We start from the raw sequence: 22,966 nt of genomic DNA on the forward strand, positions 1-22,966 counted from the left end.
ACGCGCAGGCAGGCCGCCTCGGTCACAGCGGGCGTCAGCCCGGGTCGCCGACCACCATCTGCCCGCGTCGTTGCGCGAGGTAGCGGAAGGTCAGGCCCAGCGACACCATGATCCGGTTCCGGTTACCCAGTAGCGCGAACACGTGCACGAACATCCAGATGAGCCACGCGAGCACGCCGACGAGCTTGGGCCCGTGGGCGACGTCGGCCACGGCCGAGCCGCGCCCGATCGTCGCCATCGTGCCCTTGTCCCTGTAGTGGAAGCGCTCGGTGGGCTCGCCCGCGAGCAGCCGGGCGATCGTCCGGCCCGCGTGCCCGCCGCTCTGGAGCGCCGGCTGCGCGAGCTGGGGCAGCGGGTCGTCCTCGATGACGCCGATGTCCCCGGCGACGAGGATCTCGGGGTGCTCCGGCACGCGGAGGTCGCCCCCGACGACGATCCGGCCGCCCTTGCCCTGCCGCAGGCCCCAGCTCTTCACCCGCTCGTGGGCGGCGACGCCGGTGGCCCAGATGGTCATCTGGGCCTCGAGCTCGGTGCCATCGGCGAGGAGCACCGAATCGGGCCGGACCTCCTTGACCGCGGCCTCGAGACGCAGCTCGACACCCCGTGCCCGCAGCTGCGTGGCGGCGTACTCCCGCAGGCGCGGCGCGAACGGCGGGAGCACCTTGTCGGTCATCTCGACGAGCACGACGTTGACCTCGGAGGGATCGAGCTCCGGGTACCGGTCGGGCAGCACGGTGTTGCGCAGCTCGGCGAGCGTGCCCGCCATCTCCACGCCGGTGGCACCGCCGCCGACCACCACGACCGAGGCGCCGCGGCGCTCGCCCGTGGCGGCGATCTGGTCGAGGTAGCCCGTCATCCGGTCGCGCACGGCGAGGGCCTCGGCGCGCGTGTAGATCGGGTAGGCGTTCTCGGCGGCCCCGGGCACCCCGAAGTAGTTGGTGGTCACGCCGTTGGCGATCACCAGGTAGTCGTAGTGCAGATCGGGCCCGAGGTCGAGGGAGATCGTCCGGGTCTCCGGGTCGATTGTGAGGACCTCGCCCTTGCGGAAGCGCGCGCCGGTGTGGGCGGCGAAGCCGCGGGCGCCGTAGGTGATGTCGCCGGGGTTCAGCGCGCCGGTGGCCACCTGGTAGAGCAGCGGCTGGAACGTGCTGTAGCTGTGCCGGTCGACGAGGGTCACGCGCACCGGCGCCTTGCGCAGGGCGCGGACGGCGGCGAGACCGGCGAACCCGGCGCCGAGCACGACGACGTGCGGGCGCGGGTCGGCATCCGTGATCGACGTCCCCGTGGGCTCGCCCCGGGACGACAGATCGGTGGTCATGGTGCCGTGCTCCTCTCGCGCTCGTACCCGTCGGTGCTGGCCGGTTCGATTCAGGAACCGGACCACCGGGCCGTCGGGCGTTCCTCGGAGTCGTACCCTCCATCGTCCTCCACCACGCCGGACCGGAGGGTCCGAGGACTCTCCGACGGTTGTCGGCCCCCTCACACGCGCCGGGCGGTCATCCCGCCGGCACCGGGCCGTCGTCGGGGACCGGCCCGACGGTCTCCGGTGGATCCCGCCCGTCGTCGGTCTGCTCCGGCAGCAGCGGCGACACCGCGAGCGCGGAGATCTGCGCGCCGGCCGGGGCGACCTCCACCGCCCGCACCCCGGGACGGGCGCGCAGGACGGGGAGCGCGGCCGGGTCCGTCTCGACGACGAGGGCGACGACGCACGCGCAGCCGGCCGACAGGCGGGCGGACTCGGCGGCCGCCACGGCGGCGGGGCGACCCGAGGACGTCCGCGCCTGCTCCCCCGCCTGGTTGTCCGCCCGTGCCTCGGCGAGGCGCAGCGCCGCGACGGGGTCGACCGTGCCCGTGGCGTCGAGCGTCACCCCGCGCAGCGCCGTCTGCACCCGCGGCAGCGGCACCCGGAACACGGCCTCCCGCGCGGTCGCCTCGGTGCCCGCGACGGCCGCCGCCGCGCCGGCGAGATCCTGCTCGGTCGCGAACTGGACCAGCGCGGGGCGCGGCCCGGACGGCCCCGGCGGCACCGCGGCGGCGCGCGCCAGGTACCCCGTGACGGTCTCCCCCGGCGCCGGCCCGAGACGGGTGGCATCGGTGCTCCCGGGCACGCCCTGCGACGGCATGCTGCCGGCCCCCGCCACCCACGCGGTCAGCAGGGCGATCACCAGCACGACGGCGAGCACGATCGCCACCGTCGGCCAGCGCAGGACGGGCCCGTCGTCGGGCTCGTCCCCGGGGGCGTTCAGCTCGCCGCCCGCAGGGTCTCTAGCGCCCCCGCCAGGTCGGCGGGCGGCTCGCTGACGAACTCCACCCAGCGACCGTCGCCGGGGTGGTGGAAGCCGAGGCGGTGGGCGTGCAGCCACTGGCGGGTCAGGCCGAGGGTGCGGGCGAGCGTCGGGTCGGCGCCGTAGGTGATGTCGCCGACGCACGGGTGGCGCACCGCGGAGAAGTGCACGCGGATCTGGTGGGTCCGCCCCGTCTCGAGCTCGACCTCCAGCAGCGACGCGGCGCGGAACGCCTCGAGGGTGCGGTAGTGGGTCACGCTGGGCCGGCCGTCGGTGACGACGGCGAACCGCCAGTCGTGCTTGGGGTGACGGTCGATCGGCGCGTCGATCGTGCCCTCGCTCGGATCGGGGTGGCCCTGCACCACCGCGAGGTAGACCTTCGCGACGGTGCGCTCGCGGAACGCCTGCTTGAGCACCGAGTAGGCGCGCTCCGACTTCGCCACCACCATCACCCCGGTGGTGCCGGCGTCGAGCCGGTGCACGATCCCCTGGCGCTCAGCGGCGCCGCCGGTGGCGATCCGGATGCCCAGCGCGGCGAGCCCGGCGACGACGGTCGGGCCCGACCAGCCGGGGCTCGGGTGCACGGCGACGCCGACGGGCTTGTCGACGACGACGATCTCGTCGTCCTCGTGGAGCACGACCAGTCCCTCGACGGCCTCGGCCGTGACGACGAGCGCCGCCTGCTCCGGCTCCGGGATCTCGACCTCGAGCCAGGCACCCGCGACGAGACGGTCCGACTTCCCGGCGGGCGCGCCGTCGAGCCGGACCGCGCCGTCCGACGCGAGCTCCGCGACGACGGTGCGCGAGAGGCCCAGCATCCGCGAGAGCCCCGCGTCCAGCCGCATCCCGTCGAGCCCGTCGGGGACGGGCAGCGTGCGCAGGCTCATGCCGTCGACCCGTCCCTCGTCGACGATCCGTCGAGGTCGCGGCCCATCAGCGCGAGCAGCACGAGCAGCACCCCGCCGATCGTGATCGCGGAGTCGGCGACGTTGAACACCGGGAACCAGCCGACGGAGACGAAGTCGACGACGTGGCCCTGCAGCGGGCCCGGTCCGCGGAAGAAGCGGTCGACGAGGTTGCCCAGCGCCCCGCCGAGCACCAGTCCGAGCGCCACCGCCCAGCCGCGCGAGCGCAGGCGCCGGGCGAACCGCATGATCCCGATCACGACCGCCAGCGCGACGAGCGTCAGCACCCAGGTCATGCCCGTCGCGAACGAGAACGCCGCACCGGGGTTGCGGACCAGCGTGAACGAGACGAGGTCGCCGATCAGCGGCACCCGCTCGCCGTCGGCGAGCCACGACACCATCACGATCTTGGTGACGAGGTCGAGGGAGATCACCACCGCCGCGATCACCGCGAGGGTGGCGAGCCGTCTCGGCGGGAGGTCCCGGGATGCCTCCGGCACGCTGTCCGGCTCGGTGGGTGCGCTGCTCACCGCTCCATCGTCCCAGGAGCCGTCCCGTCCTCGCCGTCCCGTCGCCGGCGCAGCGACGGGGACCCGCCGGTGTCGCCGCGCCAGCGCGCGAGACGCCCGGACCGGTCGACCGAGCGCAGGCGTTCCTCGGCGGCGGCCCGCGCCGTCTCGGTGGTGACGACCAGCAGCTGGTCGCCCTCCTGGATGCGGCTCGCGCCCTGCGGGGTGAAGCTCGCGCCGTCGCGCACGACCAGGCTGAGCCCCGACCCCTCGGGCAGGCGCAGCTCGCGGACGTAGACGCCGTGCATCCGCGACCCCACGGGCACGGTCATCTGCAGGAGGTCGGCGCGCAGGGTGTCCAGCGGCGCCGCGTCGACCTCGATCTCCTCGACCTTCGAGTCCCCGGCGAGCCCGAGGGCGCGGGCGACGAGCGGCAGCGTCGTGCCCTGCACCAGGACGAGCACCACGACGATCACGAACACGGCGTCGACGAGGGCCTGGGCGCCGGGCAGGCCCTCGGTGAGCGGGATGAGGGCCAGCACGATCGGCACGGCCCCCCGCAGGCCGGCCCACGACAGGAAGGCCTGCTCGCGCCACGGCACGCGCGCGAACGCGGCCGCCGCGACGACCGAGAGCGGGCGGGCCGCGAACAGCAGCACCGCGCCGGCGATCAGCGCCGGGACGAGCGCGGCCCCCAGGCGGTCCGGGGAGACGAAGAGCCCGAGCAGCACGAACAGCCCGATCTGGGCGAGCCAGCCCAGACCCTCGGCGAACGACCGACTGCCCTCGCGGTGCGGCAGCGTCGAGTTGCCGAGGACCAGGGCCGCGACGTAGGTCGCGAGCAGGCCCGAGGCGTGCAGGAGCTGCGCCGAGGCGAAGGCCAGGATGCAGACGGACAGCGTGGCCAGCGGGTAGAGCCCGGTGGCCGGCAGCGCGGCCCGGCGCAGGCCCAGCGCGCCCAGCCGCCCGAGCGCGGCGCCGAGCAGCCCACCCGCGACGAGCTCGTAGACCACCAGCAGCGGGTCGGTCCAGCTCAGCGCCGCGGTGGACGACAGCAGCACCACGGCGAGGAACACGGGGGCGTCGTTGAGCCCCGACTCCAGCTCGAGCGCGCCGACCAGCCGGCCCTTGAGGCCGAGGTTGCGCAGCACGCTGAACACCGCGGCCGCGTCCGTCGACGAGAGCACCGCGCCCCAGAGGAAGGCGATCCGCAGGTCGAGCCCGAGCAGCGCCCACAGGGCCAGCCCGGTGACCCCGATGCTCACGGCCACGGCGATCGTCGAGAGCGCGACACCGAGACCCAGGGCCGGGCGGACCGTCGTCCACCGGGTGGAGAGGCCGCCGTCGGCGAGGATCAGGACGAGGGCGGCGACGCCGAGCGCCTGGGTGAGTGCCGCGTCGTCGAACCGGATGCCCAGGCCCGACTCCCCCAGCGCCACCCCGATCGCGAGGTAGATCAGCAGCGAGGGCAGGCCGACGCGGGTGGACAGGCGCACCGCGAGCACGGAGACGAGGACGACGACCGCACCGACGCCGAGCAGGAGGGGCAGATCGTCCACGTGGCGTATCCCCTCCCCTCCAGGAGGGCACGACCTTAGCGATCGCGGAGTGCCCGGTTCGCCCGGGATGTGGACGCGGTGAGCCGCTTCACCGGCTCGTCGCGCTCGTGCTGTGGTCTCTCAGAGGTGGGTCAGAGGTCGATCATCGGCGGGTGTCGGCGCTGCGGGGCCCGGTGAGCGCCGCGACCGGAGTGCACCAGGAGCAGCCCGTGAACCCGAGCTCCACCGCCTCGGAGGCGGGCAGCGGGATGACCTCGCGGCCGTACAGGTAGCTGCAGCGACCCAGGTGGAAGAGGGGTTCCTCGTCGATGACGAGGACCTCGTCGTCGTGGTCGGCCATCGCCTGGCGGGCGCCGTCGTCGACGGCCTCCTCCTCCGGCTGGGACGCCGGCGGCGGGGGCGGCGGGGCGCTCGGTGCCCCACCGGGCGGAGGACCACCAGCCGGCGGACCAGCGGGCGGCGGACCACCGGGCGGACGCCCGGCGCCCTGCGCAGACTGGCCCTGCGCAGACTGGCCCGGGGGCGGTCCCTGCGGCGGCTGCCCGGGCGGCGGGCCGCCGTTGGCGGCGCCCCCGTCGGACCGGCCCGCCGGCGCAGCGCCGTCGGCCGAGACGTGCCGCATGCGGGCGAGGTCGTTCATGTCGAGGCGGGTGGTGGCCGCCTCGTCGCCGCCGGGCTGCCCGGGAGCACCGCGGGACGGCATGCCGCCCGGGGTGCTCGGAGCACCCGTCGGCGCCGCTCCGCCGCCCAGGCGCGCCTCGGCAGGGGTGCCTGGCATGGGGAGCGTCCCGAGCAGCAACGACCCCTGAGGGGCACCGGCGACACGGGACGGCTCGGAGCCGGGGCGGGCGTTGGTGGTGATCCAGCGCGAGGTCCGGTCCGCGCCCGGAGAAGCGTCCCCACCGCGCGTGGAGGCCGCACCGGCCGCGACCGCGCCACCCGCGGGACCGGCGGCGCCCGCCACCCCGGCGATACGCCCGGCTGTCCCGTCGCGCTCGGCCCGCTCACCGGGCCGGCCCTGCGGGGCGGCACCGCTCTGTGGAGGTCCGCCCGGGCCGCCCTGGCCGTTCGGACCCTGCGGACCCGAAGCCGGACCCTGACCCTGCGGACCCGGACCCTGCTGGCTCTGTCCCTGCGGCCCTGTCCCGACGGCCACCGTGCCCGCGTCCTGCTGCGGACCGCGCCCGCCGGCCTGGACCGGGGGCACCGGCGAGCCCGGGGTCGAGGCCGGACCGGCCGAGGTCGGGGCCGCCGTCTCCGGGGAGCCCTGTCCCGGGCCCGAGGAGTGGACTCCCGGGGCGAACCCGGAGGACGGCGAACTCGGCGAGGACGGTCCTGACGACCCCGACGACGCCGTGGACGAGACAGGGTCGTCGGACGGGCGTCGACCCTCCCGCTCCCGCTTGCGCCGGCGGATGACGTCGGCGATCAGCAGGGCGGCGGCCAGGACGCTGGCCACCACGGATCCCCAGGCCCACGTCGCCACCGAGGTGACGACGGCGACCACCAGGAGCCCGAAGGCGACCAGGACGCAGAGAAGGACGAGGAGCAGCAACGGTCGGACTCCTACCTCGGGGCGGCTCGGGGCCTCTCACCCGCGCCACCTCCGAGGGTGGCGCGGGCCGCAGCGTCCCTAGCTGCCGGCTTCGGCCCGCGAGCCGTAGCCGCTGGTCGCGTACCCGCCGCTGCCGTTGCGGCCGTTGTCCGGCGCGGCGGAACCGCGGCCGTCCAGGTCGCGCAGCTGCGACTCGAGGTAGGTCTTGAGACGGGTGCGGTACTCGCGCTCGAAGGTCCGGAGCTCGTCGATCTTCTTCTCGAGCCCGCCCTTCTGCTGCTCGATGAGGCTGATCGTCTCGTTGTGCTTGCGCTGCGCGTCGCGCTCGAGGGTCGAGGCCTTGTCACGGGCCTGGCGCTCGAGGGTCTCCGCGCGGGTGCGCGCGTCGTTGAGCATCGTCTCGGCGCGCGTGCGGGCCTCGTTGACCATGCTGTCGGACTTGGTGCGCGCCTCGGAGAGCAGCTGCTCCGACTTGGTGCGCGCGTCGGTGAGCATGCCGTCGGCCTCGGACTTGGCCTCGGCGGTGAGCCGGTCGGCCATCTCCTGGGCGAGACCGAGCACCTTCGCGGCCTGCACGTGGTGGTCGCCACCGTTGGCGGCGGCACCCTGGCCACCCTGCTCGGACATGCCGAAGGGCGGGGGCACGACGCCCTGCTGCGTCTGCTGCGTCTGCGGCATCGGCTGCTGCTGGGGCTGCTGCGGCGGCATCGGCTGCTGCACGGTGCGCGGCGCGTCCTCCACGGGCCGGCTCGGCGGCGGCGCCGAGACCTGCGTGGCCGGACCCGAGCTCTGGCTCGGCGCGGCGGCGGCCTTGCTGCGGGCGTCGTCGAGATCGGCGTGGGCCGTCGAGAGCTGCTGCTCGAGCTGCTCCACCTGCTCGCGCAGGTCGTTGTTCTCTTCCAGCAGCCGGCCGAGCTCGGCCTCGACGAGGTCGAGGAACGCGTCGACCTCGTCCTCGTTGTAGCCACGTTTCCCGATCGGTGGCTTGCTGAACGCGACGTTGTGAACGTCGGCGGGGGTCAGCGGCATCGGATCTCCTCAAGCACTCCTCGGCTGCGGAACCCCAGGTACCTCGGGCTCTTCGAGCTCCGCCACTCGCAGAGTATGGCCGCTGCGAGCGACAGAACCATAATGGACGGGTCCAGTGACGCGCTGCCCTCGACGCCCGAATGGTGACGCAGCGCCACCTGCGGGCCCCCGGAAACCCACAGACCTACCGATTCTCGGGTCGCGGGGCGATCCGCCGGTCGGGTCGTGACGTTCCGTGTCCCTCTACGTGCGGTGACAGGAGCGGATCCTGGGACCGCCGGGGCCGGAGGGCAGCCGCGAGCCCTCGGGAGCGCGCTCGGCGCACAGGAACGCCCATCCGGCGCGCCGGACCTCGCGTCGCCCGTTCGGCCGCGTGCCGCAGCCAGGCGAGGGCTGTACGAGGGCTGTAGGGCGCCGCACACCCCGTCCATCCCTCCGGCGGGCGCGGGTGTGACACCCGACGCCGCGGGCGATCTTCTCAGGTCCTCTCAGGCAGTTCTCAGGAGGTCGACGCGTAGTTCTTCTCGGCCAGCTTCCGACGGTCCGAGGCGGACACCTCGACGTTCGGCGGTGAGAGGAGGAACACGCGGTTGGTGACCTTCTCGATGGAGCCGCGCAGGGCGAAGGCGAGGCCGGCGGCGAAGTCGACGAGGCGCTTGGCGCCCGCGTCGTCCATCTCCGTGAGATTCATGATCACCGGAATGCCGTCGCGGTAGCGCTCGCCGATGAGTCGGGCCTCGTTGTAGCTCTTGGGCTGCAGCGAGGTGATCTCGGCGGGCCCGCTCGCCGGGTCGGGGTCGGGGGCGACCGACGGCACCGCCGTCGGGCCCTTCACGGCCGGGGTCGCGGCGGTGTCGGACGCCGAGGACGACGCCGGGCCGGACGAGCCGCCGGCGGACGCCGACGACAACGACGGCGGGGTGCGGTGGGTGGTGGGGCGCACCGAGGTGTGGCTCGGCCCGGTGTTGTGGGCCCAGCTGCGCCCGCGACCGGCCCGCGACACCGTCTCGGTGGCGGGTTCCTCCTCGCGGCGGATCTCCGTGACCTCCGGGTCGCGCGGACGCGGCGTCCGGCGCTCCTCGTACCGGTCGTAGCGGTCGTAGCGCTCCTGCTCGTCGCGGTCCTCGCGCCGGCCGCGGCCGTAGCGGTCGTATCCGCCGTCGCGGTCGTCGAACCGGTCGTCGAAGCGGTCCGCGGCGTAACGGTGGCGGTCGACCGGGTGCCGGTCGCCGGTGTGCCGGTCGACGGGGCGACGGTCACGCTCGGAGTCGTACCGGTCGTCGTCGTATCCGTCGTACGAGTCCAGCTCGTCGGCCGGGACCATGCCGAAGTAAGCCTTCACTCGGTGCAGAGTGGTCATGGCGGTCTCCCCTGTCCGACGGGGACCCCGCGCCCCGTGCAGCGCATGAGTCACATCCGTGTCGTTCACTCACAGGGGACGCTAGCTCACCGCCGCCCGAGCAAGGCCGTTCCGACACGCACGACCGTCGACCCGTACTCGACGGCTGCCTCCAGATCCCCGGACATCCCGGCCGACAGCGTCACCGCACCCGCGTGCGTCGCGCGTACCCCCTGCGCGACCTCCCACACCGTGGCGAAGGCCTCGCGCGGCTCGACGCCCTGCGGCGCCACCGCCATCACCCCGCCCAGCCGCAGGTGCGCGCAGGCGGCGACGCGGTCGGCCAGGCCTGGGACCTCGTCGACCGGCGTCCCGCCGCGGTCGGGATCGCCGTCCACGCTCACCTGCACGAGGACCTCGAGCAGCGTGGTCCGCTCCCCCGCCTCGAACGCGGCCGCGGCGGCGCGCTCGAGGGCGTCGACGAGGCGGGCGGAGTCGACCGAGTCCACCGCGTGCGCCCACCGCGCCAGCGACCGCGCCTTGTTCCGCTGCAGGCGGCCCACGACGTGCCAGTGCGCCGCGACGTCCGGGCGCAGGGCGGCGAGCTCGGCGGCCTTCGCCGCGCCCTCCTGCTCCTTGTTCTCCCCGAAGGCCGTCAGCCCGAGGTCGGTGAGCAGCGCGACGTCCGAGGCGGGCCAGGTCTTGGTGACGGCGAGCAGCCCGACCTCGGCGGGGTCCCGCCCCGCGGACCGGGCGGCCGCCGCCACGCGCTCGCGCACGGCGGCCAGCGACCCGGCCAGCTCCGCCCGTCGCTCGCCGTCGTCCCGCGCCCCCGCCACGGCCTCGGTCACGGCCGCGGGTACTCCCACCACGTCACCGCAGCGAGGCGACCCGTGGGCCCACCGGTGTGCACAGCGCGGCGGTGGCTGAACAGCTGGTCGTCCTCGAACGTGCAGCGCGTGTCGGTGTCGACGCGGGTGACGCCCAGGTCGGCCAGCGAGCGGCGCAGCCCGGCGCGCAGGTCGAGGCCCGGGGTGCCGATCCGCGTGGTGGCGGCGCTGCCGGGCAGGGCGGCCTCGACCTCGTCGCGCATCTCCGCCGGGACCTCGTAGCAGAGGCCGCAGACCGCGGGGCCGAGGAGGACCTCGACGTGCTCGGTCTCGGCGCCGAGCTCGGTCATCGCCTCGAGCGTGCGCGCGAGGATCCCGTCGGCCGCCCCGCGCCGCCCGGCGTGGGCGGCGCCGACGACGCCGGCCGTGGGGTCGGCGAACAGCACGGGCACGCAGTCGGCCACGACGACGGCCAGCGCGAGGCGCGGGCGGTCGGTCACGAGCGCGTCCGCCGTCGGGGTGGGCCCGTCGGCCGAGGAGACCGTCGCGACGTCGGTGCCGTGCACCTGGTTCATCCAGGCCACGCGCTCGGGACCCAGGCCGATGCCCTGACCGAGACGGCGACGGTTGGCGGCGACGGCCGCGGGGTCGTCACCGACGTGGTCGCCGAGGTTGAACGAGTCGTACGGCGCCACCGACCGGCCGCCGGCGCGGGTGGTGACCACACGGCGGATGCGGACGGGCGCAGCTCCCCCGTCCCCGGGATCCCGGGGACGCGCGGGACTGCTGCTTCCGGAGCGGACCGCCACTCCCTCAGCGTCTCATGAAGGAGGGAACGTCCACGTCGTCCTCGTCCGCGGTGCGGGCGGACGGCGCCTCGCGCGGCGGGGTGGTCGAGGAGCCCTCGGTGGAGGTGGCGGTGGAGGCGGCGGTGGACGCCGCGGGAGCGGTGGCCGTGCCCGCCGGCGAGCCGTTGCTCGAGGAGGCGGTCGCCGGCGCCGGGGTCTCCGCAGGACGCTCCACCGACGCGCGGTCGACGGCCGGCGTCGAGCCGGGCACCGTCGGGGCCGCTGAGACCGCGGCCGACGGTCCGCCGACGTGGGAGACGTGGGAGGCGTGGGTGCCGGCCGGCGGCCGCTGCACCTGCCCGGCCTGGGCGCTCGCGGTGGACGTCGACGAGCCCTGTGTCGACCCGAGGGCCTGGGGCTCGAGCTTCTTGTGCGTGGGGGACCCGGAGTCGAAGCCCGCGGCGATGACGGTCACGCGGACCTCGTCGCCCAGCGAGTCGTCGATGACCGTCCCGAAGATGATGTTCGCCTCGGGGTGCGCGGCCTCCTGGACCAGCGACGCCGACTCGTTGATCTCGAACAGGCCGAGGTCCGAGCCGCCGGCGATCGAGAGCAGCACGCCGTACGCGCCGTCCATCGACGCCTCGAGCAGGGGCGAGTTGATCGCCTTGCCGGCCGCCTCGACCGCGCGGTTCTCCCCGCGTGCCGCGCCGATGCCCATCAGCGCGCTGCCCGCCCCGCTCATGACGCTCTTGACGTCGGCGAAGTCGAGGTTGATCAGACCCGGCGTGGTGATCAGGTCGGTGATGCCCTGGACACCGGAGAGGAGCACCTCGTCCGCGCTGCGGAAGGCGTCCATCAGCGAGAGGCCCACGTCGCCCAGCTGCAGGAGGCGGTCGTTGGGGATGACGATCAGCGTGTCGCACTCGTTGCGGAGCTCGGTGATGCCGTTCTCGGCCTGGGTGGCGCGGCGCTTGCCCTCGAAGTTGAAGGGCCGCGTGACGACGCCGATCGTCAGGGCGCCGAGCTTGCGGGCGATGCTCGCGACGACGGGCGCGCCGCCGGTGCCGGTGCCGCCGCCCTCGCCCGCGGTCACGAAGACCATGTCGGCCCCCTTGAGGACCTCCTCGATCTCCTCGCGGTGGTCCTCGGCGGCGCGCCGGCCCACGTCCGGGGCCGCGCCGGCACCGAGACCGCGGGTGAGCTCGCGGCCGACGTCGAGCTTGACGTCCGCATCCGACATGAGCAGCGCCTGCGCGTCGGTGTTCACCGCGATGAACTCGACGCCCTTGAGGCCGACCTCGATCATGCGGTTGACGGCGTTGACGCCGCCACCACCGATGCCGACCACCTTGATCACGGCCAGGTAGTTGTGCGGGGGCGTCATGAGTTCGCCTTTCGTGCGGGGTCTGGCAACGGTGGTCGTCCGGGTCCGGCGTGTCGCAACCCTCGACCTCGAGTGGAGGTTTATGTTGAGGGGCCGCTGTCCGACGTAGGCACGGTAGGCAGGCGTGGCACGGCATTTCCACGAGGCGCGCCGGGCGTGTCCGCACCTCACGTCACCCACTCGCCGGGCGGTCGACACTCTCGAGTGCTCCTCGAGGGTTGTCAGCGAGGGTTGTCAGCGCACCACCGCGAGGTCGGGCGTCGAGACGTCGTACGCCACGCCCGGGCGGGTCAGCAGGGCGGCGAGGACCGCGGCCTTGCGCTCGTTGTCCGCGTCGGCGCCCCAGCGGACCGTGCGGTCGCCGGTGAGGACGAAGCCGACGTCGAAACGGCCGTTGGCGCGCACCTCGACGACGTCGGCCCGCAGCGCCGCGGGCAGGGCCACGACCACGTCGGCGGCGGACCGGGTGCCCGGCTCGTCGGGCGACGGGAGGATGCCCGGCGGCAGCGCGAGGGCCGGGATGCCCGGCGGGCGCTCGGGCATCGTGCGGTACCCGAAGCCGGTGGCGTCGACCAGCAGCACGCCGCCGGCGGGCGACGGGGCCGCGAGCACCGGCTCGCGCTCGGTCACCGAGACCACGAGGGTCCCCGGGTAATCGCGGGACACGTCGACCGACGCGACGCGGGGCAGGGTCCGCACGTTCGCCGCCACGTCGTCGCCGTCGAGCCAGAGCAGCGACCTGCCCGGCGCGACGGCCGCGGCCGCGCGCACCGCCTCGACCTGGTCGGGCGCCGCTCCGACGACCTCGACGTCGCGGACGTCGAGCAGGGGCGACCAGACGGTGAGCCACACGAGCACGGCGACCAGCACCAGCGACACGGCCAGGCCCGCCCAGAGGCTCCGGCGGCGGTGCGCCGGACGGGACACCGGGGCGCGGGCGACCCGCCGGGCGCGTCCCGGCGAGCCGGCCGCGGCGCCCGACGGGCGGGCGCCGGCGCCACCGGTCCGGCGTTGCCGCGCCCGCTCCTGGCGCTCGGCGCCGTCGGCGCGGGCCGTCCGCTCGGAGCGATCTCCCCGGCCCGCCCGACCCGACCGGCCCGCCCGGCCCGGGCGTCCGGTGGAGCGGGCCGGGCCGGTCACCGTGGCTCGATCCCCGGGGGCACGCCGGCCTCGGCCCGGTCGACGCGGCGCTCCAGCTCGGAGATCACCTCGGGGCCGAGGACGGTGATGTCGCCCGCCCCCATGGTGACGACGAGGTCGCCGGGACGGGCGAGGTCGGCCAGCAGCGCCGGGACCTGCCCCCAGGAGGGCTCGTAGTGCACGTGCTCGGGCGGCAGCGTGAGCTGGCGGGCGATGAGCTCGCCGTTAACGCCGGGCTCGGGCTGCTCGCGGGCGCCGTACACGTCGAGCACCACGACCTCGTCGGCCAGCGACAGGGCGGCGCCGAACTCGGCGGCGAAGTCGCGGGTGCGCGAGTAGAGGTGCGGCTGGAAGGCCACGATCAGCCGCCCGGTTCCGCCGAGCACCGGGCGGGCGGCGCGCAGCTGGGCCGCGACCTTGGTGGGCGCGTGGGCGTAGTCGTCGTACACCCGCACCCCGTCGGCGCTGCCGCGGAACTCGAAGCGCCGCCGCACCCCGTCGAACCCGGCGAGACCGCCGAGCAGCTCGTCGAGCGGGGCGCCGAGGTCGAGGCCCGCGAGCAGGGCGGCGCAGGCGTTGAGGGCCTGGTGCTCGCCGGGGACGGCGAGGCGCAGCTCGATCTCCTCCCCCGCCACCGCGAGCCGCAGCATCCCGAGCGCGCCCTCGGCGCGGTAGTCGAGCACGTGCGCGTCCTCGGGACCGGTGGCGGCGCGCCCGTAGCGGCGCACCCGTACGCCCGCCTCCTCCGCGCGGACGCCGAGCGCGGCGGCGCCCGGGTCGTCGGCGCAGACCACGAGGGCCCCGCCCGGCTCGATCCGTGCGGCGAAGGCGTCGAACACCGCGACGTAGGCTTCGACGGTGCCGTGGTGGTCGAGGTGGTCGGGCTCGACGTTGGTGACGATCGCGACGGCCGGCGAGTAGGCCAGGAACGAGCCGTCGCTCTCGTCGGCCTCGGCGACGAAGACGTCACCCAGGCCGTGGTGCGCGCTCGATCCCGACGACAGCAGGTCGCCGCCGATCATGAACGACGGGTCGGTGCCGCAGGCCTGCAGCGCGACGACGAGCATCGACGTGGTCGACGTCTTGCCCGCGCTGCCCGACACGCAGGCGGCGCGGTGGTCGGCCATGAGCTCGGCGAGCACCGCGGAGCGGTGGAGCACGGGGATGCCGCGCGCGGCGGCCTCGAGCAGCTCGGGGTTGTCCGGGTCGGCCTGGTGCACGGCCTTCGTCGTGACGAGGCAGGTGGGCCCGCCGGGAAGGAGGTCGAGGTTGTGCGCGTCGTGGCCGACCGCGACCTCGGCGCCGAGCGCCCGGAGCGCGAGCACCGCACGCGAGTCCTTGGCGTCGGACCCGGACACCATCGCCCCGCGCGCCAGCAGGATGCGCGCGATCCCGCTCATCGCCGCGCCGCCGGCCCCGATGAAGTGCACCCGCGACAGGAGCCGCGGCAGGGGCGGCACCCCGGAGTCGGTGGCGGAGTCGGTCGCGGGGTCGGCCGCGGGGTGGTGGTGCTCCACCTGGTCCGTCGGGCTCATGTCCGGGTCCTCCCGCTCACGCTCGCGCCGGCTGCCTCGAGCACCGTGGCGGCCAGTGTCTCGTCCGCCCCCGCGTGCCCCGAACGCCGGGCCGCCGCGGCGGTGGCGGCGAGCCGGTCGGGGTCGCCGACGAGGCCGGTGACCAGGGAGGAGACCGTCTCGCCGGTCAGGTCGGCGTCGGCGACGAGCAGGCCGCCGCCGGCGTCGACCACCGGGCGGGCGTTGAGCGCCTGCTCGCCGTTGCCGTGCGGCAGGGGGACGTAGATCGCGGGCAGACCCACGGTGGACACCTCGGCGACGGTCATCGCGCCTGCCCGGCACAGCGCGACGTCCGCGGCGGCGTAGGCGAGGTCCATGCGCTCGAGGTAGGGCAGCGGGTGGTACCCGGGCGCTTCGATGGCCGGCGCGTTCTTCGGCCCGTGGGCGTGCAGCACCGACACCCCGGCCGCGGTGAGCGCCGGGACCGCCGCGGACACGGCCTCGTTGAGCGAGCGGGCGCCCTGCGAGCCCCCGAACACCAGCAGCACGGGCCCCTGCGGGTCGAGCCCGAAGTGCGCGCGGGCCTCGGCGCGCAGCCCGGCCCGGTCGAGCTCGGTGATCTCGCGGCGCAGCGGGATGCCGATGACCTCCGCCCCGGCCAGCCCGCTGCCCGGCACCGCGGCGCACACGGCCCTTGCGAACCGGGCGCCGACCTTGTTGGCCACGCCGGCGCGGGCGTTCGCCTCGTGCACCACGATCGGCAGGCGCATCGAGGCCGCGGCCAGGTAGGCGGGCAGGGAGACGTAGCCGCCGAACCCGACGACGACGTCGGCACCCACCTCCCGCAGGACCGCGCGGGTGCGCCGCACTGAGCGGACCACGCGCAGCGGCAGCTTCGCGAGGTCGACGTTGGGCTTGCGCGGCAACGGCACCGGCGGGATCAGCTCGAGCGGGTAGCCGCGCGCCGGGATCAGGCGGGTGTCGAGACCCCGTTCGGTGCCGAGCGCCGTGATCCGGGCGTCGGGGCGCAACCGGCGCACCGCGTCCGCGGTGGCCAGGGCCGGTTCGACGTGGCCGGCGCTGCCGCCGCCCGCCACCACCACCGAGGGCTCGTTCGACGTCATCCCCCCATCGTCCGGGGCCGCCCCTGGCGCGTTCACCGGCCCCCTCCCCGGGGTCCGTCCCGTCGCGCCGGTCGGTCGGTCGCGGCGGCGCGCGGCAGGCTCGGCTCGGGCAGCCGCAGGACCCGGGCGAGACGTCCCTGCCCGTGGGCGCGCAGGGCGGCGGCCGCCTCGGGCTCGTGGCGGGCGAAGTTCGCGAGCAGGCCGCCGGAGAACAGGGCGAGCGCCAGCGACGTGCCACCCGAGGACACCAGGGGCAGCGGGATGCCGGTGACCGGCAGCAGTCCGACGACGTAGCCGATGTTGATGCAGGCCTGCGCCACCAGCCAGACGGTGAGCGTCGAGGCGACCACGCGGATCCACGGGTCCACGCTGCGCGCGGCGATCCGCAGACCGACGTAGGCGAGCGTGACGAACAGGGCGATCACCGCGCCCGCCCCGACGAACCCCAGCTCCTCGCCGATGATCGCGAAGATGAAGTCGTTGTCGGCGTTGGGCAGGTAGTCCCACTTCGCCCGCCCCTGCCCCAGGCCCGCGCCGAACAGGCCGCCGTCGGCGAGGGAGTACAACGCCTGGCGCGCCTGGTAGGCCGGGCCGAGCGGGTCGGCCGTGTCCGGGTTGAGGAACGCGGTGATCCGGCTCTGCCGGTAGGTGGCGACGACGCCGAGCACCACCGAGGCCACGACCCCGCTCGAGACGATGAACGCCATCAGGCCCAGCGGCGCGCACGCGAACCACAGCAGCGCGAAGACGATGATCATGAGCGAGATCGTCGTGCCCAGGTCGGGCTGGGCGAGCACCAGCACGAGGACCAGCAGCGCGACCGGCAACAACGGCAGCAGCGCAGCGCGCCAGGTCCGCGGGTGCGGGCGGTGGCGGACGAGGACGTGCGCGCCCCAGAGCGCCAGCGCGATCTTCGTGAGCTCCGAGGGCTGCAGCGAGAGCCCCGCGACGCGGAACCAGCTGCGCGAGCCGTTGACCACGGCACCGAGGCCCGGCACCAGCACGAGCACGAGCAGCACCAGGCAGCCCGCGAGCAACCACGGGCTCGCCGCCCGCAGGCGCCGCGGCGGGACGCGCAGGCCGATCCAGAACAGGACGAGCCCGATCATCGCGAACACGGACTGCCGGAAGAACACGCCGTAGGACGAGCCGCCCGCGGCGTACGCCGACACCGCGGACGCCGACAGCACCATGACCAGCCCGAGGGCGGTGAGCAGCCCGAACACCGCGAGCACGAGGTGCAGGGAGGTCAGCGGGCGTTCGAGCCACTGGTGCAGGGCCGTCCGGGCCTGGGCCAGGACACCCGGACGCGCCGGGCGCTCCCGTGGCCGCCGGGCCGGCGCGCTCACGCTGCGCCGCCGGGCCCGCTCACGGTCTCGGGGGCGGGATCCGGGTCGGGGGGCGACGCCGCTCCGTGCGGGCCCACCCCGCCGGCGACGCTGCGCGCGGCGGCGGCGAACGCGTCGCCGCGCGCCGCGTAGTCGCGGAACATGTCCATGGACGCAGCCGCGGGGGCGAGCAGCACGGTGTCGCCAGGTGCGGCCAGGGTGGCGGCGGCCCGGGCCGCCCTGGTCATGCCGCGCATGCCTGCGTCGGGGTCCTGCCGGTCGTCGCTCACCGGCCCATCGTCACCCCCGCCCACGTCGAGGACGGGGACCTCGGGGGCGTGTCGCGTGAGCGCGGCGTGGACGCGGTCCCGGTCGCGGCCCAGGACGACGGCCCCCGCGAGCCGGTCGCGGTGGGCGACGACGAGCTCGCCGACGTCGGCACCCTTGAGCAGGCCGCCCGCCACCCAGACGACGCGGGGGTGCGCGGCGAGGGACGCCGCAGCGGCGTGCGGGTTGGTGGCCTTCGAGTCGTCGACCCACCGGACCCCGCCGGCCTCGGCCACCACGGCACCGCGGTGCGGGCCGGGGGCGACCGCGCGCAGACCGGCAGCCACCGCCTCGGGCGCCACCCCGTGCGCGCGGGCCAGGGCAGCCGCGGCCAGGGCGTTCAGCTCCCCGGGCGGGCCGGGCGGGGCGACGTCGCCGACCGGCGCGAGCGGTACGGCGTCTGCGTCGGGGTCGGCCTCGGGAGCACCGAACGCCCGGTCCACGAGGTGCCCGTCGACGATCCCCAGCTCGCCGGGACCGGGCTCGCCCCGGGTGAAGCCGACGTGGCGCGGCGCCGGCGCGGCGATCAGCAGCGCGGCGGCCTCGTGGTCGTCGAGGCCCGCGACCGCGACGTCACCGCGCAGCACCCGCGCCTTCGCGGCGCCGTAGGCGGCCATCGAGCCGTGCCAGTCGAGGTGGTCCTCGGCGAGGTTGAGCACCGCCCCGGCGAAGGGGCGCACCGAGGGCGACCACTCGAGCTGGAAGCTCGACAGCTCGACCGCCAGCACCCGGTGGCCCGCCCGCAGCGCGTCCACGACGGGCAGGCCGATGTTGCCGCAGGCGACGGTGTCCTCCCCCGCCGCGCGCAGGATCGCCTCGAGCATCGTCGTGGTGGTGGTCTTGCCGTTGGTGCCGGTGACCACGAGCCAGCGCGGTGGCCCGTCCGGGCAGATCGCCGGGTCGTCGCCCAGCCACCAGGCGAGCTCCGGCTCGCCGACCATCGGCACCGACGCCGCGCGTGCCGCGAGCGCCAGCGGCGAGTCGGTGCGGAAGCCGGGGCTGGTCACCACGAGGTCGGCACCCTCGGGCAGGGCCGACAGCTCGCGGGTGCGGGCCACCGGGCGGTCGCCGAGCAGGTCCAGCTGGGCCGGGTCGCCGTCCGCGACCGTCACCCGGGCCCCGAGGTGCAGCAGCACGTCGACGACGGACACCCCGGTCCGCCGGGCCCCGGCGACGAGGACGTGGCGGTCGTGCCAGGCCGTCATCCGCCCGACGCCGCCAACCACTCGCTGTAGAACAGGCCCAGCCCCAGCGCGCAGCAGATCGCCGCGAGCAGCCAGAAGCGGATGATCACCGTCGTCTCGGCCCAGCCCGCGAGCTCGAAGTGGTGGTGGAACGGGGCCATGCGGAACGGTCGCCGTCGCGTCGTCCGGAAGACGGCCACCTGCAGCACCACCGACAGCGCCTCGACGACGAAGACGCCGCCCAGGACGACGAGCAGGAGCTCGGTGCGGGTCACCATCGAGAGGCCGGCGAACAGCCCGCCGAGCGCCAGCGAGCCCGTGTCCCCCATGAAGATGCGGGCCGGGGCCGCGTTCCACCACAGGAAGCCGATGCATGCGCCCATCGCCGCGGCCGCGACGAGCGTGACGTCGAGGGGATCGCGCACCTGGTAGCAGCCGGCCTCGATCTGCATCCCGCAGGCGTTGCGGAACTGCCAGAACGACACGATCAGGTAGGTCGCCAGCACCATCGCCGACGTCCCGGCGGCCAGGCCGTCGAGCCCGTCGGTGAGGTTCACGGCGTTCGACCAGGCCGTCACCACGAGGTAGCAGAAGACGACGAACCCGACCGCGCCGAGGCTGACCACCGCGATGTCGCGGACGAACGACAGGTTCGGCGACGCCGGCGTCAGCCCCTGTTCGTCCGGGAACTGCAGCGCGAGCACGCCGAACAGCACGGCCGTGACGAGCTGGCCGACCAGCTTCGCGGTCTTGTTCAGCCCCAGGTTGCGCTGCCGCCGGATCTTGATGAAGTCGTCGAGGAAGCCGACGACGCCCAACGACGTCATGAGCATGAGCACGAGCAGGCCGGACGCCGAGATCGCGACGTCGCCCACCAGGTGGGCGACCAGGTAGCCCGCCCACACCGCCACGAGGATCGCGACGCCACCCATCGTCGGGGTGCCGCGCTTGCCGCGGTGGCTCTGCGGCCCCTCCTCGCGGATCTCCTGGCCGAACCCCTGCTTGATGAACAGCCGGATCACGTACGGGGTCAGCAGGATCGACACGGCCAGCGCGACGCCCGCCGCCACCAGCACGCCCCTCATCGGGCTCCTCTCCCGTTCACCAGCGCGCCGTCCACCAGCATCTGGGCGACCCGCTCGAGTCCCGCCGAGCGGGAGGCCTTCACCAGGACGACGTCGCCCGGCGCGACGCCGGCGCTGATCATGTCGGCCGCCGCCGCGGCGTCGGGCACCAGGTGGGAGTCGACGCCGCCCGCGGCCGCGGCCTCGTGCAGCGCGGCGACCGGGCCGTCGCCCCCGACCACGACGAGCCGCTGCACACCGGTGCGGGCGACCTCGCGGCCGAGCTCCGTGTGCGCCTGCGGGGCGTCGTCGCCGAGCTCGGCCATGACGCCGAGCACGGCGGTGTGGCGCCCGCCCATCGCGGCGAGCGTCGCCAGCGCGGCGCGCATCGACTCCGGGTTCGCGTTGTAGGCGTCGTTGAGCACGCGGACGCCGTCGGGACGCTCGGTGAGCTCCATGCGCCAGCGCGAGCGCGGCGCCGCGGTGGCGAGGCGCGCGGCGACGGTGTCGAGGTCCAGGCCCGACTCGAGCGCCACGGCCGCCGCGGCCAGCGCGTTGTCGACGTGGTGGGCGCCGTGCAGGCCGAGGGTCACCGGCGTCTCGCCCGCGGGCGTCACCAGCCGGAACGTCGCGCGCCCGGCGTCGTCGAGGTGCTCGTCGACCGCCCGGACCGTCGCCGCGGGCGCCCGTCCGGTGTGGACGACGCGCGCCGCGGTGCGCTGCGCCATGGCCGCCACCACCGGGTCGTCGGCGCCGATCACGGCGACGCCGCCGTCCTGAGCAGCCGGCAGGGCCTCGACCAGCTCGCCCTTGGCCTGTGCGATCGCCTCCCGCGAGCCGAACTCGCCGAGGTGGGCCGAGCCGACGTTGAGGACGACGCCGATCCGCGGCGGCGCGACACGGCACAGGGCCCCGACGTGGCCGGGCCCGCGGGCGGAGAGCTCGAGGACGAGGTGACGGGTCTCGCGGGTGGCGCGCAGGGCGGTCCAGGGGTGCCCGAGCTCGTTGTTGAACGACCCGGGCGGGGCGACGGTGGGGCCCGCTCCTTCGAGGAGGTGCGCGGTGAGGTCCTTGGTCGACGTCTTGCCCGACGAGCCGGTGATGCCGACGACCGACAGCCCAGCCCCAGGTCCGATGGCGGCGGCGAGGGTGTCGACGACGTGGCGTGCGAGCGCGGCCAGCCCGGCCAGGACCCCGGCGCCGGCGCCGTCGGCGTCCGCGGCGAGCACGTAGGAGCTGGAGGTGCCCGACACCGGCGGCACGATCACGGCCGGCGCGTCCACCTCACGGGCGGCCAGCACACCGGCGGCGCCGGCCGCGGTGGCGGCGTCGACGAAGTCGTGCCCGTCGACCCGCTCGCCGGGCAGGGCGACGAACAGCCCGCCCGGGGTGACGGCGCGGCTGTCGAACTCGACGGAGCCGGTGATGCGCTCGTCGCCCGACGCGCGGTGCAGCCGCCCGCCGGTGACACGGGCGACGTCGGCGAGGGTCAGCTCGATCACCGGGGACCACCGGCCCGCAGCGCCCGTTCGAGCTCCTCGACGTCGGAGAACGGGAGCTTCTCGGCCCCCACCTGCTGGCCGGTCTCGTGGCCCTTGCCGGCGACCACGACGACGTCGCCGGGGCGCGCCTCGGCCACGGCCGCGGCGATGGCGGCGCGGCGGTCGCCGATCTCGTCGACCACGGCGCCGGGCACCTCGCGGGCGCCGTCGAGCACCGCGGCGCGGATCGCGGCCGGGTCCTCGGTGCGGGGGTTGTCGTCGGTGACCCAGAGGTGGTCGGAGAGCTGGGCGCCCAGCCGGCCCATCACCGGGCGCTTGGCGCGGTCGCGGTCACCGCCGCAGCCCAGCACGGTGAGCACGCGTCCGCCGGTCTCGGTGGCCTGGGCCCGCAGCGTCTCGAGCAGGGCGCCGACCGCGGCGGGCTTGTGCGCGTAGTCGACGACGGCGAGGAACGGCTGGCCGGCCTCGACGCGCTGCATCCGGCCGGGCACCCGGACCTCCGCGAGCCCGCGGGCGAGCGCGGCGGGGTCCTCGCCCGCGGCGTGCCCACAGGCGAGGGCGAGCAGGGCGTTGGTGACGTTGAAGGCGCCGGGCAGCCGCAGGGTGACCGGCAGCGCGAGCCCGTCCGGGCCGTGCGCGGTGAAGCGCTGGGTGCCGTCCGGGAGGGCGACGACGTCGGCGGCGTGCCAGTCGGCCTCGGGGGTGCCGACGGTGACCGTCTTCTTCTCTCCGGCGCCCTCGCGGACCAGGCGCTGGCCCCACGCCGAGTCGATGCAGACCACCTCGGCCGCGGAGCGCCCGTCGAACAGGCGCGCCTTGGCCGCGAAGTAGTCCTCCATGTCGGCGTGGAAGTCGAGGTGCTCCGCCGACAGGTTGGTGAACGCGCCCACCGCGAACCGGGTGCCGGCGACGCGGCCGAGGCTCAGCGCGTGGCTGGAGACCTCCATGGCCACGTGCGTCGCGCCCTCGTCGACCATCGTCGCGAGGAGGGCCTGCAGGTCGGGCGCCTCGGGCGTGGTGAAGGAGCTGGGCAGCCGCCGCCCGCCCAGGCGGGTCTCGACGGTGCCGATCAGCCCGGTGCGCGCCCCGGCGGCGGCGAGCGCGGCCTCGAGCAGGTAGACGGTCGTCGTCTTGCCGCTGGTGCCGGTCACGCCGAGCACGTCGAGGCGCGTCGAGGGGTCGCCGTAGATCCGCGCCGCGGCGGGCCCGATCGCGGCACGGGGGTCGGGGTGCACGAGGACGGGGACGGCAGCCTCGAGGGCGGCCTCGCGCAGCACCGGACGGGCGGCCCCGTCGGCGTCGGTGAGGACGGCCGCGGCGCCGCGGGCCAGCGCGTCGCCCACGAAGTCGGCGCCGTGCGCACGACTGCCGGGCAGGGCCGCGAACAGGTCGCCGGGACGCACCTCGTGCGCACGCAGCGTGGCCCCGGTGAGCCGGGCGTCGGCCTCGCCGACGATCTCCACGGAGCCGGTCTCCCGCAGCCGGGCGACCACCTCGGTGACCGTCACGGGTGTGACGCGCAGGGGACGCGGAGGGCCGTCCCCGAGGCCTCCGCCGACCGCGCCCGCGGTGCCGTCACCACCCCGCCCCGGAGCGG

General features: G+C 75.6%; 19 protein-coding genes. All 19 read right to left on the minus strand.

Annotation, left to right across the window (positions count from 1 at the left end):
* Positions 1–34: 34 nt before the first annotated feature.
* Positions 35–1,318, minus strand: a complete 1,284-nt coding sequence (locus PH189_RS17800; RefSeq protein ID WP_274190159.1) for an NAD(P)/FAD-dependent oxidoreductase — start codon at positions 1,316–1,318, stop codon at positions 35–37.
* A gap of 178 nt (positions 1,319–1,496) precedes the next feature.
* Complete coding sequence (locus tag PH189_RS17805; RefSeq protein WP_274190160.1) at positions 1,497–2,192, minus strand: hypothetical protein; 696 nt, start codon at positions 2,190–2,192, stop codon at positions 1,497–1,499.
* Positions 2,193–2,242: 50 nt separating this feature from the next.
* The gene (locus tag PH189_RS17810) at positions 2,243–3,172 is read right to left on the minus strand and encodes an RluA family pseudouridine synthase (protein ID WP_274190161.1); all 930 of its coding nucleotides are present in this window, start codon (positions 3,170–3,172) and stop codon (positions 2,243–2,245) included.
* A complete protein-coding gene (gene lspA / locus PH189_RS17815) occupies positions 3,169–3,720 on the minus strand; it encodes a signal peptidase II (protein ID WP_274190162.1) in 552 nt (183 codons plus the stop codon). Before lspA ends, PH189_RS17810 begins: the two co-directional genes overlap by 4 nt.
* Positions 3,717–5,258, minus strand: a complete 1,542-nt coding sequence (locus tag PH189_RS17820) for a potassium/proton antiporter (protein ID WP_274190163.1) — start codon at positions 5,256–5,258, stop codon at positions 3,717–3,719. Before PH189_RS17820 ends, lspA begins: the two co-directional genes overlap by 4 nt.
* A 142-nt stretch (positions 5,259–5,400) precedes the next feature.
* Positions 5,401–6,813, minus strand: a complete 1,413-nt coding sequence (locus PH189_RS17825; protein WP_274190164.1) for a hypothetical protein — start codon at positions 6,811–6,813, stop codon at positions 5,401–5,403.
* 78 nt (positions 6,814–6,891) lie between these two features.
* The gene (wag31, locus tag PH189_RS17830; RefSeq protein WP_274190165.1) at positions 6,892–7,842 is read right to left on the minus strand and encodes a DivIVA-like cell division protein Wag31; all 951 of its coding nucleotides are present in this window, start codon (positions 7,840–7,842) and stop codon (positions 6,892–6,894) included.
* Between the two features lie 499 nt (positions 7,843–8,341).
* Positions 8,342–8,845 carry a cell division protein SepF gene (locus PH189_RS30530; protein WP_378014956.1) on the minus strand — a complete coding sequence of 168 codons (504 nt, stop codon included), beginning with the start codon at positions 8,843–8,845 and terminating at the stop codon, positions 8,342–8,344.
* A gap of 443 nt (positions 8,846–9,288) precedes the next feature.
* Complete coding sequence (locus PH189_RS17840) at positions 9,289–10,032, minus strand: YggS family pyridoxal phosphate-dependent enzyme (protein ID WP_274190167.1); 744 nt, start codon at positions 10,030–10,032, stop codon at positions 9,289–9,291.
* Positions 10,029–10,736 (minus strand): peptidoglycan editing factor PgeF, encoded by a 708-nt coding sequence (pgeF, locus tag PH189_RS17845; RefSeq protein WP_274190168.1) that lies wholly within the window; start codon positions 10,734–10,736, stop codon positions 10,029–10,031. Before pgeF ends, PH189_RS17840 begins: the two co-directional genes overlap by 4 nt.
* 88 nt (positions 10,737–10,824) lie before the next feature.
* The gene (ftsZ, locus tag PH189_RS17850; RefSeq protein ID WP_274190169.1) at positions 10,825–12,186 is read right to left on the minus strand and encodes a cell division protein FtsZ; all 1,362 of its coding nucleotides are present in this window, start codon (positions 12,184–12,186) and stop codon (positions 10,825–10,827) included.
* Between the two features lie 234 nt (positions 12,187–12,420).
* Positions 12,421–13,326, minus strand: coding sequence for a cell division protein FtsQ/DivIB (locus PH189_RS17855; RefSeq protein ID WP_274190170.1), 906 nt, complete (start codon positions 13,324–13,326; stop codon positions 12,421–12,423).
* Positions 13,323–14,861, minus strand: coding sequence for a UDP-N-acetylmuramate--L-alanine ligase (murC, locus tag PH189_RS17860; protein ID WP_378014954.1), 1,539 nt, complete (start codon positions 14,859–14,861; stop codon positions 13,323–13,325). Before murC ends, PH189_RS17855 begins: the two co-directional genes overlap by 4 nt.
* Entirely contained in the window at positions 14,858–15,964 is a 1,107-nt protein-coding gene (gene murG / locus PH189_RS17865) for an undecaprenyldiphospho-muramoylpentapeptide beta-N-acetylglucosaminyltransferase (RefSeq protein ID WP_274190171.1), read from the minus strand. Before murG ends, murC begins: the two co-directional genes overlap by 4 nt.
* Before the next feature lie 32 nt (positions 15,965–15,996).
* Positions 15,997–17,313 (minus strand): putative lipid II flippase FtsW, encoded by a 1,317-nt coding sequence (gene ftsW, locus PH189_RS17870; protein ID WP_274190172.1) that lies wholly within the window; start codon positions 17,311–17,313, stop codon positions 15,997–15,999.
* Positions 17,310–18,824 carry a UDP-N-acetylmuramoyl-L-alanine--D-glutamate ligase gene (gene murD / locus PH189_RS17875; protein ID WP_274190173.1) on the minus strand — a complete coding sequence of 505 codons (1,515 nt, stop codon included), beginning with the start codon at positions 18,822–18,824 and terminating at the stop codon, positions 17,310–17,312. The genes ftsW and murD overlap by 4 nt, the downstream gene beginning before the upstream one ends.
* Positions 18,821–19,888 carry a phospho-N-acetylmuramoyl-pentapeptide-transferase gene (mraY, locus tag PH189_RS17880; RefSeq protein WP_274190174.1) on the minus strand — a complete coding sequence of 356 codons (1,068 nt, stop codon included), beginning with the start codon at positions 19,886–19,888 and terminating at the stop codon, positions 18,821–18,823. The genes murD and mraY overlap by 4 nt, the downstream gene beginning before the upstream one ends.
* Positions 19,885–21,369, minus strand: coding sequence for a UDP-N-acetylmuramoyl-tripeptide--D-alanyl-D-alanine ligase (locus PH189_RS17885; protein ID WP_274190175.1), 1,485 nt, complete (start codon positions 21,367–21,369; stop codon positions 19,885–19,887). Before PH189_RS17885 ends, mraY begins: the two co-directional genes overlap by 4 nt.
* Entirely contained in the window at positions 21,366–22,877 is a 1,512-nt protein-coding gene (locus PH189_RS17890) for a UDP-N-acetylmuramoyl-L-alanyl-D-glutamate--2,6-diaminopimelate ligase (protein ID WP_378014955.1), read from the minus strand. The genes PH189_RS17885 and PH189_RS17890 overlap by 4 nt, the downstream gene beginning before the upstream one ends.
* Positions 22,878–22,966: the final 89 nt, after the last annotated feature.

This window comes from Actinomycetospora chibensis, assembly GCF_028737215.1.
Taxonomy (GTDB): domain Bacteria; phylum Actinomycetota; class Actinomycetes; order Mycobacteriales; family Pseudonocardiaceae; genus Actinomycetospora; species Actinomycetospora chibensis.

Coding starts and splice junctions, on each gene's coding strand:
- ftsZ (WP_274190169.1), bottom strand. CDS start 12,186: ATGACGCCCCCGCACAACTACCTGGCCGTGATCAAGGTGGTCGGCATC.
- murC (WP_378014954.1), bottom strand. CDS start 14,861: ATGAGCCCGACGGACCAGGTGGAGCACCACCACCCCGCGGCCGACCCC.
- murD (WP_274190173.1), bottom strand. CDS start 18,824: ATGACGGCCTGGCACGACCGCCACGTCCTCGTCGCCGGGGCCCGGCGG.
- PH189_RS17800 (WP_274190159.1), bottom strand. CDS start 1,318: ATGACCACCGATCTGTCGTCCCGGGGCGAGCCCACGGGGACGTCGATC.
- PH189_RS17810 (WP_274190161.1), bottom strand. CDS start 3,172: ATGAGCCTGCGCACGCTGCCCGTCCCCGACGGGCTCGACGGGATGCGG.
- mraY (WP_274190174.1), bottom strand. CDS start 19,888: ATGAGGGGCGTGCTGGTGGCGGCGGGCGTCGCGCTGGCCGTGTCGATC.
- wag31 (WP_274190165.1), bottom strand. CDS start 7,842: ATGCCGCTGACCCCCGCCGACGTTCACAACGTCGCGTTCAGCAAGCCA.
- murG (WP_274190171.1), bottom strand. CDS start 15,964: ATGACGTCGAACGAGCCCTCGGTGGTGGTGGCGGGCGGCGGCAGCGCC.